Source organism: Stenotrophomonas sp. YJH_SMC_120 (genome assembly GCF_059368675.1).
Genome location: NZ_JCAFRY010000005.1, coordinates 256,152 through 271,736, shown reverse-complemented (window position 1 = coordinate 271,736; position 15,585 = coordinate 256,152). Strand labels below are relative to the sequence as shown.

12 protein-coding genes are annotated in these 15,585 nt (G+C 67.7%); 3 read left to right on the top strand and 9 right to left on the bottom strand.

The genetic code is table 11. From position 1 onward, the window contains the following. Nucleotides 1–559: 559 nt before the first annotated feature. On the top strand, nt 560–1,747 hold the full coding sequence (locus AC5P60_RS09820) for a benzoate/H(+) symporter BenE family transporter (protein ID WP_033834561.1): 1,188 nt from the start codon (nt 560–562) through the stop codon (nt 1,745–1,747). 6 nt (nt 1,748–1,753) lie between these two features. On the opposite strand, the gene AC5P60_RS09815 is transcribed toward AC5P60_RS09820, so the two are convergent. The 5 genes from AC5P60_RS09815 to egtB form a co-directional block, all read right to left on the bottom strand. Then, nucleotides 1,754–2,527, bottom strand: coding sequence for a DUF2628 domain-containing protein (locus tag AC5P60_RS09815; RefSeq protein ID WP_033834562.1), 774 nt, complete (start codon nt 2,525–2,527; stop codon nt 1,754–1,756). 50 nt (nt 2,528–2,577) lie between these two features. Next, nucleotides 2,578–3,444: a D-hexose-6-phosphate mutarotase gene (locus tag AC5P60_RS09810; RefSeq protein ID WP_033834563.1), complete on the bottom strand. Its 867-nt coding sequence runs from the start codon at nt 3,442–3,444 to the stop codon at nt 2,578–2,580. Between the two features lie 40 nt (nt 3,445–3,484). Next, nucleotides 3,485–4,753, bottom strand: a complete 1,269-nt coding sequence (locus tag AC5P60_RS09805) for a lytic murein transglycosylase (RefSeq protein ID WP_483693546.1) — start codon at nt 4,751–4,753, stop codon at nt 3,485–3,487. A gap of 84 nt (nt 4,754–4,837) precedes the next feature. Then, nucleotides 4,838–5,812: an L-histidine N(alpha)-methyltransferase gene (egtD, locus tag AC5P60_RS09800; protein WP_049403456.1), complete on the bottom strand. Its 975-nt coding sequence runs from the start codon at nt 5,810–5,812 to the stop codon at nt 4,838–4,840. Next, nucleotides 5,809–7,080, bottom strand: a complete 1,272-nt coding sequence (gene egtB / locus AC5P60_RS09795) for an ergothioneine biosynthesis protein EgtB (protein ID WP_033834566.1) — start codon at nt 7,078–7,080, stop codon at nt 5,809–5,811. Before egtB ends, egtD begins: the two co-directional genes overlap by 4 nt. Before the next feature lie 150 nt (nt 7,081–7,230). Here egtB and AC5P60_RS09790 point away from each other — a divergent pair, with 150 nt between their 5' ends. After that, a complete protein-coding gene (locus AC5P60_RS09790) occupies nt 7,231–8,511 on the top strand; it encodes a GGDEF domain-containing protein (protein ID WP_033834567.1) in 1,281 nt (426 codons plus the stop codon). Between the two features lie 3 nt (nt 8,512–8,514). Here AC5P60_RS09790 and AC5P60_RS09785 read toward each other — a convergent pair whose 3' ends face one another. Further along, on the bottom strand, nt 8,515–8,907 hold the full coding sequence (locus tag AC5P60_RS09785; RefSeq protein WP_012481663.1) for a YchJ family protein: 393 nt from the start codon (nt 8,905–8,907) through the stop codon (nt 8,515–8,517). 102 nt (nt 8,908–9,009) lie between these two features. Between AC5P60_RS09785 and AC5P60_RS09780 the strand changes: the two genes are divergently transcribed. Next, nucleotides 9,010–9,789, top strand: a complete 780-nt coding sequence (locus AC5P60_RS09780) for a sulfite exporter TauE/SafE family protein (protein ID WP_005411690.1) — start codon at nt 9,010–9,012, stop codon at nt 9,787–9,789. A gap of 152 nt (nt 9,790–9,941) precedes the next feature. Here AC5P60_RS09780 and AC5P60_RS09775 read toward each other — a convergent pair whose 3' ends face one another. Genes AC5P60_RS09775 through AC5P60_RS09765 form a run of 3 tightly spaced genes read right to left on the bottom strand, consistent with a single transcriptional unit; the run spans nt 9,942 to nt 15,496 of the window. After that, on the bottom strand, nt 9,942–13,322 hold the full coding sequence (locus AC5P60_RS09775) for an ATP-binding protein (protein WP_033834568.1): 3,381 nt from the start codon (nt 13,320–13,322) through the stop codon (nt 9,942–9,944). 16 nt (nt 13,323–13,338) lie between these two features. Further along, a complete protein-coding gene (locus AC5P60_RS09770; protein WP_005411692.1) occupies nt 13,339–14,040 on the bottom strand; it encodes a DUF4194 domain-containing protein in 702 nt (233 codons plus the stop codon). Continuing rightward, a complete protein-coding gene (locus tag AC5P60_RS09765; RefSeq protein WP_005411693.1) occupies nt 14,027–15,496 on the bottom strand; it encodes a DUF3375 domain-containing protein in 1,470 nt (489 codons plus the stop codon). The genes AC5P60_RS09770 and AC5P60_RS09765 overlap by 14 nt, the downstream gene beginning before the upstream one ends. Nucleotides 15,497–15,585 lie beyond the last annotated feature (89 nt).

The window sequence follows — 15,585 nt, the reverse complement described above, 5'->3', positions numbered from 1 at the left end:
AGTTGCTTGATCAAACGTCTGCAAGATGGACAATCATCCTTCCTGCAGGCGCCTTCACAAGATACCTGCGCATACTTTCAAAGATCTTGGGAAGTGGCCTCAGCGCCGTTCCCGTGTGCTGCGAAGTTTCCTTCGTAGCGAAGCCGCCCATTATAGCCGGCTTTTCCGCTTCGTCAACACCTTTTTTCAAGGCCGCCTCACCGGAGTGGACGTTGTTGCCGATGCTGCTTCGTCGTTGGGCCCGAGGGCCTTTCGTCGTTGCGAGCCGCCTATTATGCCGGACTTTTCGAGTCCGTCAACACCTTCGTTCGATCATCTCGTTCGTCGGTGGTGGCGTTGCTGGTTGCGTGCCGTTTCCGAAGAAGCGGTGCGCTGCAGCAAGGGAGCGAATTCTAGAGATCCTGCAGATTTCGTCAAGCATTTTTTTGCAGGGTGATGACAGAACCAAGGCAACATCACGCATGGCATACGCTCGAAGATCACTGTGGCGTTGACCGCGCGTTGCGCGGTCAACGCCACAAGGGCTATCAATGCACGGATGCACAGTGGAGAGACGGCAATGAACATGCAGGTGCCGCAAGCGTGGTGGCGCGACCTTTCAGTACCGGCCCTCGTTGCCGGCTTCATTACTGTGCTGGTCGGCTTCGCCAGTTCGGCCGTCATCGTGTTCCAGGCTGCACAAGCTGTCGGTGCCAATCAGGCGCAGATCGCTTCATGGATGTGGGCACTGGGACTGGGCATGGGTGTCACCTGCATCGGACTGTCACTGCGCTATCGGGTACCGGTGGTGACCGCATGGTCGACACCGGGCGCGGCGATGCTGGTGGTCGGTGCCGGCGGCGCATCTCTTTCCGAGGCCACCGGTGCATTCCTGCTCGCTGCGGTTCTGGGCACGCTGGCTGGCTTCTCCGGCATCTTCGCCCGGTTGATGCAACGGGTACCGATGGCGCTGGCCGCCGGCATGCTGGCCGGGGTGCTGCTGCGCTTCGGTCTGGACGTGTTCGTGGCCATGAACACCCAGCTGGTACTGGCGCTTGCCATGTTCGCCACGTGGCTGGCCGGACGCCGCCTGTTCCCGCGCTATGCGGTCATCGCCACCCTGCTGGTCGGCATCGCGGTTGCGGCCAGCCGTGGCCTGCTGCACGCACAGCAGGTGCAGCTGCAACTGGCGGTACCGCAATGGGTGACCCCATCCCTGTCCTGGACCGCGGTGGCCGGCATCGCCCTGCCCCTGTTCGTGGTCACCATGGCCTCGCAGAACATTCCGGGCGTGGCGGTGATGCGGGCATCCGGCTACGACGCCCCGGTGTCGCCGCTGATCGGCTGGATCGGTGTGGTCAATACACTACTGGCGCCGTTCGGTGCGTACGCGCTGAACCTGGCGGCAATCACCGCCGCGATCTGCATGGGCCGCGATGCCCATGAGGACCCGGCACGACGCTATACCGCCGCCATGGCGGCAGGTGCCTTCTACATCGTCATCGGGCTGTTCGGTGCCACCGTGGCCGCACTGTTCGCCGCCTTCCCCAAGGAGCTGGTGGCCTGCGTGGCCGGTATCGCGCTGTTCGGCACCATCGCCAACAGCCTGGCCAGTGCGCTGGCGGTAGAGCGGGACCGCGAGGCGGCACTGGTCACCTTCCTGGTCACCGCCTCGGGCGTCTCACTGGCCGGCATCGGCTCGGCGTTCTGGGGCCTGGTGGCCGGTGCGCTGTGCCTGCTGGTGCTGCGGCCCCGTCAGGACCGCTGACCCACCCTACCCGGCCAATGCTGCGCCGACGATGCTCAGCGCCACCGCGATGACGATGGCGATCAGTGTGGCGACCACGCTGGTGCCGCCACGCGCGGTCAGCTCGCTGCGCAGCCGTGCATCATCGTCGCCGGTGACGGCACGGGCCTGGGCGATCAGGCGCTGGCAGTGCGCCAGGTACCAGCTGTTGCCAAAGATGCCTGTGGTGATGCTCAGCGCGAAGGTGATGACCAGCGACAGGCCATCCGGCACATCCAGCAAGGTCTCCACCACGCTGATCAGCAGCAGCAGGCCAGCCCACATCGCCGCCAGGCGATACATCCGGCGGTACATCATCCAGATCAGGCCGAGCAGGAAGGCCGGCCAATGCCAGGTGCCACTGCCCGTGGCAATGCCCTGATCCAGCCGCCAGCGCTGGCGATAGATCGGGAAGTTGCCGCCGACCACGCTGGCGTACAAGGCCATCTCGCCCTCCAGCCCGGCAGCCGCAGCCCTGTCCGGTGCAGCGACCGGTGCACGATAGGGATCGGACGGGTCGCCGACATCCGGCGCGATGCCCTCAACCGCAGGGGCTGCGTCGATATCCAGGGCCGGAACCACCTCGACGGGGGTGGAAGCCTGCTCCAGTTCCGCCAACGGCCGCCATGAGGGCATGCCTTCGCACCAGAGCAGGGTGCGCGCCGTAACCGTCCCTTCCTGCTGCAGCTGGCGAAGACCGGCCAGATCCACCGGCCCACTGCTCTGCCTGCCATTGGCGTACCACCATTGTGCTTCCTGCATGTTTTCCGTCCTTGCTACCTGCATCGACAAACTGAAATCGTTGTCCGCGCCTACAGCGCGGTACTGCCCAGGGTCTGCACCAGCTGATGGCGCGCACCCGGCGCAAGCGTAATCTGCTCCGGGCCTGCGTTGGCCACTTCCAGGCATACGTAATCGCGCCAGCCCTCGCCGACATCGGCCATCCTGGCTGCCGCCTCGGCGCCCGGATTCCAGACCACCAGCGTCTGGCTGCCTTCGCTGCGGATCTCGATCCGCCGCTGCAGTACGGGATCATGCAGCACGTAGTGGCCCCCGGCACTGGTATAGATGCGATCGCTGCGACCGGGATCACGCGGATCGCGCAATGACCACGGTCCCTGTTGCAGGCGCAGCTGCGCATAGTCCTCGTACTTGTCCAGGTACTGCAGGCCGTCAAGGCCCTCGACCTCGACCCGCTTGGCATCGCCCACCCGGAAATAGCTGTGCAGGGCCTGGGTGAAGGTCACCGGCGAGGTTCCGGTGTTCTCGGTGACCAGCTGCTGGCGCAGCTGGCGGCCAATGCGCAACTGCATCTGCAGGCGCAGGCCGCGATCGGCGCTGGGCGCAGGCGCCAACTGCAGCTCGACCTCGCCATCATCGCGCTGGCTGGCCTGCAGAAGCTCCCAGCGCGCGGTACGTACCAGGCCATGCGCCGGTACATCGGCGCTCTGGCCCTGGCGACCGAACCACGGCCAGCACACCGGGACGCCACCGCGGATGGGCGTGGGCAGCTCGGCGCGCGTGGGCGAAAGCCACAGCAGATCGGGCTGCCCATCAGGAACGAACGACAGCAGCTGGCCGCCGAACACGCTGACGACCGCCGTGGCGTTGGCGGTTCGCACCTGCCAGACCTCCAGGCCGTGATACAGGCCGGTGCTGATGTCCGGATTCGACTGCATGCGATGACGCTCCTTGAAGACCGCGGCGATGATGTCGCGGTCAACGTGCCGCCGGCAAGGCTTTCTGCCCAGCGGGTGCGATGGCGGCCGCCTCTTCCTGCAGCGTGCGCAGGATGCGCTGGCCTGCGCGGCCGTCCACCTCGCTCCAGCCCAGGCGCTGCTGCTCGGCCTGGATCGCGCGGCGCGTGGCGGTACCGATCATGCCGTCGGCGGCACCGATATCGTGGCCGCGGGCCAGCAGCAGGGTCTGCAGCTGGCGGCGCTCATCGCGGCCCAGGCCCGGGTCATCGGTCGGCCAGGCGGTGGCCAACCCGTTGCCGCCACGCAATTGGTCAGCCAGCGTCGCGATCGCCAGCGCATAGCTTTCGGCGGCGTTGTAGCTGTAGATCGCGTCGTAGTTGCGGAACACCAGCAATGCCGGGCCCTTGTTGCCGGCCGGCAGCAGCAGCGCCGCGCGCGCATCCGCCGGCAGATTGGCCGGAGCCAACACGCTGCCATCCAGCGCAGTCACGCCCTGCGCACGCCAGTCGGCCAGGGCGCGACGCTGGGTGCGGCCGGCCTGGCTGGCGTGGAAGCCCGCAGGAACGCGGACTTCCACGCCCCACGGCTCGCCGCTGCGCCAGCCGGCGCGCTTGAGGTAGTTGGCGGTGGACGCCAGCGCATCGGGAATGCTGCCGACCAGATCGCGGCGGCCATCGCCATCACCGTCCACGGCGATGCGCGCATAGGTGCTGGGCATGAACTGCGTATGCCCGAAGGCACCGGCCCAGGAGCCGGTGAGCCCCTGGGCCTGCAGGTCGCCGCGGTCGATCAGCTTGAGCAGCGCCAGCAGTTCACCGCGGAAGAAGGGTTGGCGACGGCCGGCGCAGGACAGCGTGGCCAATGACTGCAGCAGCGGGCGCTTGCCGAACACGCGGCCGTAGTCGCTCTCCACGCCCCAGACCGCGACGATGGTGGCCGGATCGACGCCGTACTGCGCCGACACGCGATCGAGCAGGTCGCGGTGCTGCTGCAGCAGGGCGCGGCCATCAGCCACGCGCGGGAGATCGACCAGCGCGGCCAGGTAGTCCCAGATCGGCGTGGTGAATTCGGGCTGTGCATCGAGCAGGCCGAGCACGCTGGGGTCCGGGGTGAGGCCGGCGGTGATCGCGTTGAAACGGTCGGGACTGATGCCTTGTGTCGCAGCGGTGGCCTGCAGGCCCGACAGGCAGCGGCTGAACGCCGGATCGATGTCGCCGGCAGGCGCGGCGGGCGCTGTCGGCGCCGAGGCAAGAGCGGCCGCCAGGCCGAGCGTGGTCAGAATGGGCATGGCGTCCTCCGTGTTGCCGTTGCACGGCCATCTTAGGGGTAGCGGTGCTGCTGAACCTGAAGCGGTACCGGCTGGCCGTCCGCCCTAGATGGCACGCAACAGGCGCAGGCCATAGGCCGGGCCTTCAGCATCCCAGCGCTGCATGACCTGCAGGCCAGCCGGCTGCAGCAGCGCTTCGAAGCTCTCGTCGGTGTACTTGTGGCTGTATTCGACGCGGATCGGTTCGTCGGCCTCGAAATGGAAGGTCCGGCCATCCAGATGGACGTCCTGTGCCCGCTGGCTGACCAGATCGGTCTCGATGCGCAGCCGCGCGACGCTGTAGCGGGCACGATGACGGAAGCCCTGCAGATCGAAGTCGCTGCCGACCTCGCGGTTGAGGCGGGCCAGCAGGTTCAGGGTGAATGCGGCGGTGACGCCCTGCGCATCGTTGTAGGCCGCCTCGATCAGCGCCGGGTCCTTGTGCAGGTCGATGCCTACCAGGGCCAGGCCATCACGCCCCATGGTCTGGCGCATCGCGCGCAGCAGCGCGACCGCGTCCTCGCCTTCAAAGTTGCCCAGCGTGGAACCGGGGAAGAACAGCAGCCGTCGCGCGGGTTCGCGTTCGGGCATGGGTACGGCGACGGGACGGGTAAAGTCGGCACAGACCGGCAGCATCTCCACCTCGGGCAGCGCCGGGGCCAGGTGGTCGATGCTGGACAGCAGCGCGGCACGCGAGATTTCAATGGGCGTGTAGGCCACCGGGTCGTGCAGGGCGGCCAGCAGCAACGCGGTCTTGCGGCCACTGCCGCTGCCCAGTTCCACCACGTGCAGGTGCGGCCCGACGCTTCGGGCGATGTCCGGCAGTACCCGTGAAAGCAGGGCCAGCTCGGTGCGCGTGGGGTAGTACTCGGGGGTCTGCGTGATCTGCTCGAACAGGCGCGAGCCGCGCGCATCGTAGAAGTACTTGGACGGCAGCTGGCGCGGCGTGCGCGACAACCCGGCCACCACGTCGGTGAGGATCTGCTGGCGGCCGGGGGTGAGATCGGTCAGCGCCTGCAGTGCGTCGTGCACCGTACTCATGCGAGGTCCCTGGCCAGGCGCAGCCCGGAGAACTGCCAACGCGCCGGGGGCATGAAGAAGTTGCGGTAGCTGGCACGCACGTGGCCACGCGGCGTGGCGCAGCTGCCACCGCGCAACACCCATTGCCCGCACATGAACTTGCCGTTGTATTCACCGAGGTTGCCGGCGAAAGGGCGGAAGCCCGGGTAGGCGCCATACGCGCTGTGGGTCCATTCCCATACATCGCCGAACAGCTGACGCAGTCCACTGCCCCCTGCAGCCTGCGGGTGCAGCCGATCGTCATCGGCAAAATGACCGCGAGGCGGCAGCGTTGCGGCGGCAGCCTCCCACTCGAACTCGCTGGGCAGGCGCGCACCGGCCCAGCGGGCGCAGGCATCGGCCTCGTAGTAGCTCAGGTGGCAGACCGGCGCATGCGGATCCAGTTCGCGCCAACCGCCCAGGGTGTACTCGCGCTGCAGGGCGTCATCCCAGTACAGCGGGTGCTGCCAGCTCTCGGCTTCGCGCAGCGCCCAGCCTTCGCTGAGCCACCAGCGCGGTTCGCGGTAGCCGCCGGCGTCGATGAAGGCGCGGTACTCGGCATTGCTGACGGGGCGCTCGGCCAGTGCGTGCGCGGGGAGCAGCACGCGATGCGCCGGCGATTCGTTGTCGTAGGCGAAGGCGGTGTGCTGCGGCCAGGCTGCGGCGCCGATGGTGACGATGCGCTCGGGCGACTCGATCCAGCTCTGCGCACTGGCAGCGCTGGTTGCAGGCTGCAGGTCCTCGCGGTAGGCCGGCTGCAACGGATTGCACCAGAACGCGTGCTTGATGTCGGTGAGCAGCAGTTCCTGGTGCTGCTGCTCGTGCTGCAGGCCCAACTGCAGGTGCTGCAGTGCCTGCTCATCAAGGTCGCCTGCCGCCAGCCGCGATTGCACCTGTGCATCGACCTGCTGGCGGTAGTCGCGCACCTGCTGCAGCGATGGCCGCGACAGCAGCCCACGCTGCGGCCGGGCATGCGCCGGGCCGAGGCTCTTGTAGTAGCTGTTGAACAGGTAGTCCCAGGCAGGGTCATGCGCCGGTGCAGGTGGGAAGCCGGCCAGCACGAAGCGTTCGAAGAACCAGGTGGTGTGGGCCAGATGCCATTTGCTCGGGCTGGCATCGGCCATGCTCTGCAGCATGGCATCTTCGGCGCTGAGGGGGGCTGCCAGGTGCATGCTGCGGTTCCGCACACATGCGTACTGGCGGGCGAGATCGCGCTGCGGGGCAGCGACGGCGGTGGCTACGCTGTCCATCCGGGCAGCATCTGCGCAACAGGGTGAGTGCGATGTCATCGTACGACGTCAACGCGTTCACATGCGTGACCATCCCGCATTCAAGAAGCCGGTGCGAACGCCGCTAACGGCAATGCTGCGGCCGCGTCGTCACCGCGCTGGAATTCCTGCTTGCCCCTGCATCCGCTCCGCCAGCCTGCGCATTACCTGTTCGTGCTGCCCGCCGTGCTGGTTGCCGTGGTGCTGTGGGCAGCACTGGGCAACGAAGACGTTGCCAGTCCGGCCCAACGCATCCTGCCCTGGCTGCTGGCCTGCCTCGGCGCCGGCCTTGCCCTGCTCTACCACCAGGTGCGTACGCTCTGCCTGCTGCTGGTGGTGGCGGTCATGTTCGCGCTGCTGCACCAGGACGTGGGCGGCTACCTGCACAGCGGCCATGTCACAGCGCTGACACCGCTGCGCTTCCATGCCATTTCGGCCTGGTTGCCCTTGCTGTTCGCGGGCCTGGCATTGTGGCCCGAGCGCGGCCGCCGCCGCCGCGACCTGCTGCTGCGGGGTGTTGCCAGTGGCGCCGCGCTGGTGATCTTCCTGCTGCTGGCCACGCAGCAACCCCGGGGCATGCACGATCTGCTGTCCAACCGCCACTGGAGCTGGATTCCGGCCGACTGGAACGCGCTGGCACAGCTGCCAGCGCTGCTGTTCCTTCTGGCAACCGCCGCGCTGGGCTGGCAGGCCTGGCGGCATCCGCGCCCGTTGCACACGGCGATGCTGCTGGCCCTGCTGTGCCTGTGGTGGATGCTGCCACGGGTGTTCCTGCAGCCGGTGCTGCTGCCGGCACTGGCCAGTGCGGCCCTGCTGCTGATGCTGGGCGCGATGATGCAGGAGTCCTTCCATATGGCCTTCCGCGATGAGCTGACCGGCCTGCCGGGGCGCCGCGCCTTCAATGAGACCCTGCAGCGGGCGCGCGGCACCTACAGCATCGCGATGGTGGACGTGGACCACTTCAAGTCGTTCAACGACACCCACGGCCACGACACCGGCGACGATGTGCTGCGCCTGGTGGCCTCGCGCCTGGACCGGGTGGGCGATGGTGGCCGGGCGTTCCGCTATGGCGGCGAGGAGTTCGCGGTGGTGTTCCTGGATCGTCCCGCAGCGGCCTGCGTGGATGCAGTCGAGGCGCTGCGGCAGACCATCGAGGACACCCGCATGCAGCTGCGCGACCGGAGCACACGCAGCCGCGACGATGAAACGGGGCGCCGGCAGCGAGGACGCGGCGGAAGCGGGCAGACGGTGCAGGTGACGGTGAGCATCGGGCTGGCAGACAGCCGCGTGGATGAGCGGCCAGCGGCAGTGATCAAGGCCGCCGACCAGGCGCTGTACGCAGCCAAGGACGGTGGCCGCAACCAGGTCCGCGCGCATGCCGGCCAGCGCGTGCTGGCGGCACGCGGCGGCTGAGGCTCACACCGCGTCGAGGTAGTACCAGCGGCCGTCGACGCGCAGGAAGCGGCTGTGCTCGCCCATCTTCACCGCGCTGCCGCCGCCCACGCGGTAGCGGGCGGTGAAGCGCACTTCGGCGCTGTCGGCGCCGGTGACAGTGTGCTCGTGCACGGTCAGGCCCAGCCAATGCGTACGCTGGCCGGGTGCATCATCCAGCGACAACTCGGCCGGACGGGTATCCGGATGCCAGCTCTGGCGCAAATAGTCCGCCAGCCCCCGCACATAGGCGCTGTAACGTGATCGCATCAGGCGCTCGGCATCGGGGGCCGCCTCACCGGCATGGAAACGGCCACAGCAGGCGGCGTACTCGGCGGGAAGGCCGCAGGGGCAGGGATCGGTGGGTTTTCGGCTCATGCGGACATTGTCGCCGGGTTGTGCGGATGGATCCACGCGGGGCACCGGTCAACCAGTGCAGGACAGGCGTATGCTGTCGCGCCCCCATATCGATTGATCGCCGTGCTGGAACTGGTTCCCCCTGAGTTGTGGTGGCTGGTGGTCATCGCCTTCATCGCCGGGCTGGTCGATGCCGCCGTCGGTGGTGGTGGGCTGGTGCAGCTGCCTGGCCTGTTCACGGTGCTGCCGCAGCAGACGCCGGCGATGCTGTTTGGTACCAACAAGTTCAGTTCGATGTTCGGTACCGGTGCGGCCGCCTGGCGCTATGCGCGCAACGTGCGCTTCCCGTGGAAGCCGGTGTTGTTCGCGGCCGGCACGGCCTTCATCTTCTCCTTCGCTGGCGCCACCGCGGTAAGCCTGCTGCCCAAGGACGCGGTGCGCCCACTGGTGCTGGTGCTGCTGGTCGCGATGCTGGCCTACACGCTGTGGAAGAAGGACTTCGGCGCGCTGCACCGGCCACAGGAGATCGGCCGCCGTGAACTGGTGATCGCGCTGGCGATCGGTGCGGCGATTGGCTTCTACGATGGCTTCTTCGGGCCGGGCACCGGCAGCTTCCTGATCTTCCTGTTCGTGCGCTTCTTCGGGCTGGATTTCCTGCGCGCCTCGGCGGCGTCGAAGGTGGTGAACCTGGCGACGAATGTGGCGGCGATCTCGTTCTTCGTGCCGACCGGCAACATCCTGTGGCTGTTCGCGCTGCCGATGGCGGCGGCCAACATCATCGGCTCGGTGGTGGGCACGCGCCTGGCGCTGAAGGGCGGCACGCCGTTCATCCGCAAGCTGTTCGTGGGGCTGGTGGTGGTGCTGATCGCGCGGATGGCGTGGGATACGTTCCGCGCTGCGTGAACGCGGTTGCCGGCCAGCGGCCGGCACTACCGGGTCATGAACCCCGCCCATGGGTAGTGCCGGCCGCTGGCCGGCATTCCCATTCGATCGGGTCATGAACCCCGCCCATGTAGTGCCGGCCGCTGGCCCGCATTCCCCTTCAATCGGCCAGGTCAGGCCTCGGCTTCTTCCGGTTCGTTGGCCTGCTGCCGGCTGCGCTCGGGCAGCTTCAGGCGCTTGCCTTCCTCGTCATACTCGATCAGCAGCACGCCGGAATCGTGGCGACCGCTGATTTCGACGAAGCAGGCGCCGCCGATGAACGGTTCCAGCGTCATTACCGACTTCAGCGGGGTGGCAACCACCATCTGGAAGCCGAAGTTGTCGAAGATGTTCATTGCCAGTGCGGTGAACTCGTTGTCGGCCTTGTCGAAGGCTTCGTCGAGCACCACTGCGGCGTAGCTGGGCAGCTGGCTGTCAGCACCGCCGAGCTGGTAGCGCAGTGCCGCGGCCAGGCAGGTGGTGGCCAGTTTCTGGCGCTGGCCACCGGACTTGCCGGCGCCGCTGCGGTAGATCTCGACCTGCTGGCGCGTTTCCGCATCCAGCTCGACGCCGATGAACTCCACGTGCATGCGCACGTCCAGCACCAGCTCCCGCCAACGCTTGTCCTCGCCTTCCTGCGAGCCCAGGCGGTTGACCAGCTGGCGCAGCACGGTGAACTGCGATTCGGCCAGCTCGCGCTGCTCGGTCTGCTGCTGCGACAGCACTTCGCGCAGCTGCAGCTGGAACTCGCCCACTTCCGGCAGGCGGCGGTCGCTCAGCTCGATGGTCAGCAGCGTACCGCGGTTGAACGGCACCTGTTCCAGGCTGGCGTTCACTTCATCCAGGCGCTGGCCGATCGACTTGCGGGCCTCGGCGCTGTGGCGCTGCAGGGCCAGCAGGTTGTTCTTGCTCTGGTTCTGCAGCAGATCGAAGAAGCGCTCTTCGTGCTGCGGCAGGCCATCGCGCTCCAGTCGTTCGAGGCGTGCGAGGAAGTCCTCGGCCGAGGCCACCGACACGGTGAAGTCGCCCGATTCCTCCGGCCATTGCTGGATGAAGCGACGGAAGCAGCCGATCAGCTGGTTCTCGATGCGGTTGAGGTCCTGTTGCGAGGACGACAGCTGCTCGTTCAGCGCGTTGCTGACCTGACGCATGTGCGCTTCCAGCGTTTCCAGACTGAGCGGACCCTGCTCCTGCAGGCGCTCGGCAAGGCCGGCTTCCTGCTCCTGGGCCAGGCTCGGCAGCACCAGCGCACGGCTCTGCTGGCGCGCGCGGTCCAGGCGATCGCGTTCCTTGACCAGCTGCCCGCGCTCGACGCGGACGTCTTCATAGGTGCGGCGGGCCTGCTCGATGTCGGCACGCACGGCGTCGATCTGCCTGGCCAGCTTGGCGAGGTCGGCATTGCCTTCGCGCAGGTCGCGCAGCGTGGCCTCGATGTCGCTCAGGCGCTGCTGCGGGGCGGCGATGTCGATCTCGTTCCAGCTGATGCTGACCAGCTCGTGGCAGGCCAGGCGGCGTTCGTTGTCGCGGTCACGCTGCCCACGCAGGCGCGCGATGTCGGTCTCGCAGCTGGCGATGCGCTTGGCCAGTTCCTGAGCTTCGCGCTCGAAGGCGCCCACCTTGTCGTGGTTGTTGAAACCGAGGATCCAGCGACGGCGGTCGCCCACCGCACTGCGGTCATCCTTCTCGAAACGGTCGCCCGGATGCTTGACCTGGCCTTCGCGGGTGATGCCACGGTCGACGTTGCGCAGCTGCTTGGCGTCCACGCACTCGTAGTCGAATCGCTTGCCGAGCTCGCGGCGCAGCCAGCTTTCGAACACGTGTTCGCGCAGTTCCAGCTTGTGCAGCAGCGACTTCGCCGACGGCTCACGGGCGAACGCATCATCGTTGCGGCGCACGCGGTAGTAGGTGAAGCGCATGCCCAGGTGGGTACGGTTCACCCACTCGGCGACGTCGTTGTAATGCTTGTCGTCGACCAGCAGCGACAGCGCGAAGCCACCCAGCACGCGCTCGATGGCACCCTGCCAGCCCTGCTCTTCCGAGCGGACCTGGATCAGTTCACCGACGAACGGCAGCGCCGCTTCAGCGATGCCGGTTTCCTCGGCCAGGCGCGCGCGCAGCTTCTGCATCGGCGCCGGGATGTTGGAGGGCGTGCGCTGCATCGCTTCGAGTTCCGCACGGACTTCGCCGAAGCGGCGCTCGTCATCGCGCTTGCCACCCAGGCGATCGCTGATCGCATCGTCCAGCGCCGAAGAGGCGCGCTGGCGGTCCTGCAGCTCGTTCTGTGCGCGCTCGACCAGTTCGGCGAAGCCGTGTGCGTCGTCCGGCAGTTCGGCCCCCAGCTGCTGCGCGGCCAGGCTTGCCTGCTCGCGCTTGGCCTGGCGGCGGTCGCGCTCGGCTTCGGCGCGGCCCTGCTCGCGTTCCAGTTCTTCGATGCGCTCACCGCCCTGCTGGCGGCGCTGCAGTTCCAGTTCGGCCAGGCGCTCGGTGTGATTGTCCAGTGCGGCACGGCGCTGGGCTTCTTCGCCGAGCAGGCCACGGTCACGCACGTCCATCTCGCGCAGGCGCGCTTCGATCAGCGCCTGGCGGCGGCTTTCACGGAAGCTGTCGACGCCGAGCTTGAGGGCTTCGTCGTCGCCGCGCCGGCGGTGCATTTCCTTCAGGTCGTTGTAGTAGGCGCGTGCCGGCAGCAGGGTCTCCACCTGGCGACGGGCGGTGACCACCGCCTGGTGCGCGCCATCGAGCTCGGCGAAGTCGCTGACCAGGCGCTCGGCGGCGTCGAAGGTCTTCGGCGTGTCGAGCATGAAGTCGCGCAGGAAGACGTTGAGGTCGCCCAGGTTCTTCGCCGACTGCGTCTTGTGCAGCAGGCGCAGCGCCATCTCGTTGTCGATGCCGAGCAGGTCGCGGAAGCGCTCGGCGTAGCCGGAGAAGGTGTCGAAGTGGTGCAGGTCGGACAGCTTCTGCTTGAGCTTGCGCAGGTCCAGGTCGAACCCACCAAGATCCTTGGCGATGTCGAACGGGCGCTCGGCAATCATGTAGTGCTTGCGCACGTCACCGGCCGAGGTGCCGTTGCCGGAGATCCACAGCAGGCGCACCAGGCTGACCACGCGGCCATCGCCGGCGCGGTATTCCAGCACCAGTGCGGTCCAGGTGGCGCCCTTGCGCAGGTACTGGGTGGCGATTTCGCCGGTGCCGCTGTCCTGCTGGTCAGCCCACGCGCCACGCACGTAGGACACCAGGTTGCGGTCGCGGCCACTGCGCTCGGCTTCACGCGCAGCAGCGTTGAAGTCGACGATGGCCGGCGGCGTCAGCAGCGCGGACATGGCATCGAGCAGTGTCGACTTGCCCGAGCCGGAACGTCCGACGAACAGGAAGCCGCGCTCGGCGATCGGTACTTCGGTCAGGCCGTTGAAGGTGCCCCAGTTGTGCACCTGCAGGCGGCGCATGCGGAACTGCTGCAGGCGCGGGTCCGGCAGGCCTTCGTTGAACAGGGCGGGAGTGTGCTTGGAGATAGCCATGCGATGGTCGGGTCTCTCAGGCCTCGGCGGCCGGGGTTTCGCGCAGCTGGCGGTAGACCGCCGAGAGCTGGGACACGTCTTCGGCGGAGAACAGCAGCTTCAGCGCCGGCGAGACTTCGTGGCGGTCTTCCTGGCCGCTGAGGCGGGTCAGGATGTGGTTGTCCTTCATCTTCTGCACCGCCGAGGCGACGCGGCGGTTGAAGCCGGCGCGGTCGGTGGACAGGTTCTTTTCGTAGATGGCCAGTGCTTCGGCCATTTCGGCATCGGCGACCACCGCGCGGTTGCCGCGCGCATCGGCTTCGGCCAGCTGCTGGCGCAGGTACAGCAGCAGCACCGAGTCGATGAAGGTCAGCGGCGAGGTGCGCAGCAGCACCGGCGCGTCGACGTCTTCGGTATCGGCCTGGCGGGTGAACGCCACGCCGCTGTCACGGTCGAGCACCAGTTCCAGGAACAGGTCCGCCAGCGACGAGCGGATGGCCGCTTCGCTGCGGATCAGTGCCGGCCACAGCTTGGCGTGGCGCAGCTGGTCGATGCTGGGGCCGATCAGCAGCTGGCACAGCGCGCGGCGCGCATCCAGCGGCAGGCGCCCGGTGTCGCCGAGGTAATAGACGTCGTTGCCACGGCGGGGCTGCGCCACGGCCGCCACCGGTTCGGCCTCGTAGGCGTCTTCCGCCACGTCGGCCTGCGCTGCGTCGATGGGATCTTCATGCCAGCTCATGGCGTCTCTCCTGGGTGAACCAAACCAGCGGGATGCGGGCGCGACGGACCTGGCCGTCGCCACCACGCCATTGCGCAAGCTCCTGCTCGCCGGCGACCACGTTGCCGAAGCGCGTGCCCAGCGACAGATAGCCGATGACGCTGCCAAGACCCTGCGGCGCCTCGCGCTGCGACAGGGCCTGGGCGATGCTGAGCCGCGGCTGTGCGTCGAGCAGGTCGTGCAGGTCGCGGCGCAGGGTGCGGAAGTCGATTTCGGACGAAGCGACCAGGTCGCCGACGCTCTCCAGGCTGATCGCGGCCGCGTCGTTGTACTCGACATTGCCGTCGACCTGGGCGCTGCGCGGATCATGCAGCTTCCACTGCGACCACGAGCGCAGGCGGCTGGTGGTCAGCTGCAGGTCGCGGCCGATGCCGCGTTGTGCGGGGAATTCGTCGCGCAGGGCCAGCGCTTCGGACTGCGCCTGCTTCAACAACTGGTTGAGGCGGCGCTGTTCCAGGTAGCCACGGCTCTGCACGAAGCCGCGCAGGCTGCGCGCGAAGTTCTGCAGGACGTCGTGTACCTGGCCACCGCGCTCGAGCATGGTGCTGGTGAAGCTGCGCAGGAAGTTGCGTTCGTTGCGGTCCAGGCGGCGGGCGAAGCCGCGCGCCAGCACCGCTTCCAGCGCGGCATCGAGCTGGGCACTCTGTTCGGCGTCGTTGAGCAGGCGCCAGAAGGCCTGGAAACTGCGCCCGGCGTCACTTTCGCCAATGACATCCACACCTTCGAACAGCTGCGACAGCACATCGCCACGCTCGCCCTCGTCGTCGATGATGCGTTCGCGGAAATCGCGGTTGAGCTGCTCGAAGTCATCGCGCACGCGGCGGAAGTCCTCGGTCAGCTCGTCGGCCAGGCCGATGATCTGGCGGGTGCGTTCCAGCGCGCGCTTGCCGTCCAGCGCAACCACGCGGCCGGTACCGACCCGGGCGATTTCGGCATCGATGCGGTCGCGCTCGTCGTGCAGCGCGGACAGGCGCGCATCGGGATCGGCTTCGGTCTGCGCAGCCAGCGCCGAGAGCTGTTCAATGACCAGCGCCAGGCGGCTTTCGGTGGCGGCCACGCGGGCCTGCTCGAGGCCGTCGGCGAAGCGGATCGCCTGCAGTGCCGCGGTCGCCAGCTCGTACTGCTCCTGGTCGGCGCCTTCGGGCAGACGGCGTTCCAGCCAGCCCTGGGCCAGCCAGTGCGCGATGTAGGCCTGCGCGGTGCGCGGCAGCTCGCGCGAGAGTTCATCGCCGGCCAGCTGGTCCAGCGCGCGCTGCAGTCGCTCGTTCAGTACCGAGGACGGCAACGTGCGCTCGCCGTCCATCAGCAGGCCCTGCAGCAGGCCGATGATTTCCGGAGCGTGGTCGGCGGCAAGCAGCTTCCACTGGGGCTGTTCGCGCAGGTGGCGATAACGGGCAATGCGTTCGCGATGCTTCATGCAGCGAAAGAAGTCTGTAGGGCTGACAGGGACAAACCGCCATGCACAGCTGCCGCGTGGACAGCCGTGGGCATGCCGGCCTGCAGGAG

Excerpts from the sequence above, each read along its gene's own strand:
- AC5P60_RS09820 (WP_033834561.1), top strand. The coding sequence starts at position 560 with ATGAACATGCAGGTGCCGCAAGCGTGGTGGCGCGACCTTTCAGTACCG.
- AC5P60_RS09815 (WP_033834562.1), bottom strand. The coding sequence starts at position 2,527 with ATGCAGGAAGCACAATGGTGGTACGCCAATGGCAGGCAGAGCAGTGGG.
- AC5P60_RS09810 (WP_033834563.1), bottom strand. The coding sequence starts at position 3,444 with ATGCAGTCGAATCCGGACATCAGCACCGGCCTGTATCACGGCCTGGAG.
- AC5P60_RS09805 (WP_483693546.1), bottom strand. The coding sequence starts at position 4,753 with ATGCCCATTCTGACCACGCTCGGCCTGGCGGCCGCTCTTGCCTCGGCG.
- egtD (WP_049403456.1), bottom strand. The coding sequence starts at position 5,812 with ATGAGTACGGTGCACGACGCACTGCAGGCGCTGACCGATCTCACCCCC.
- egtB (WP_033834566.1), bottom strand. The coding sequence starts at position 7,080 with ATGGACAGCGTAGCCACCGCCGTCGCTGCCCCGCAGCGCGATCTCGCC.
- AC5P60_RS09785 (WP_012481663.1), bottom strand. The coding sequence starts at position 8,907 with ATGAGCCGAAAACCCACCGATCCCTGCCCCTGCGGCCTTCCCGCCGAG.
- AC5P60_RS09775 (WP_033834568.1), bottom strand. The coding sequence starts at position 13,322 with ATGGCTATCTCCAAGCACACTCCCGCCCTGTTCAACGAAGGCCTGCCG.
- AC5P60_RS09770 (WP_005411692.1), bottom strand. The coding sequence starts at position 14,040 with ATGAGCTGGCATGAAGATCCCATCGACGCAGCGCAGGCCGACGTGGCG.
- AC5P60_RS09765 (WP_005411693.1), bottom strand. The coding sequence starts at position 15,496 with ATGAAGCATCGCGAACGCATTGCCCGTTATCGCCACCTGCGCGAACAG.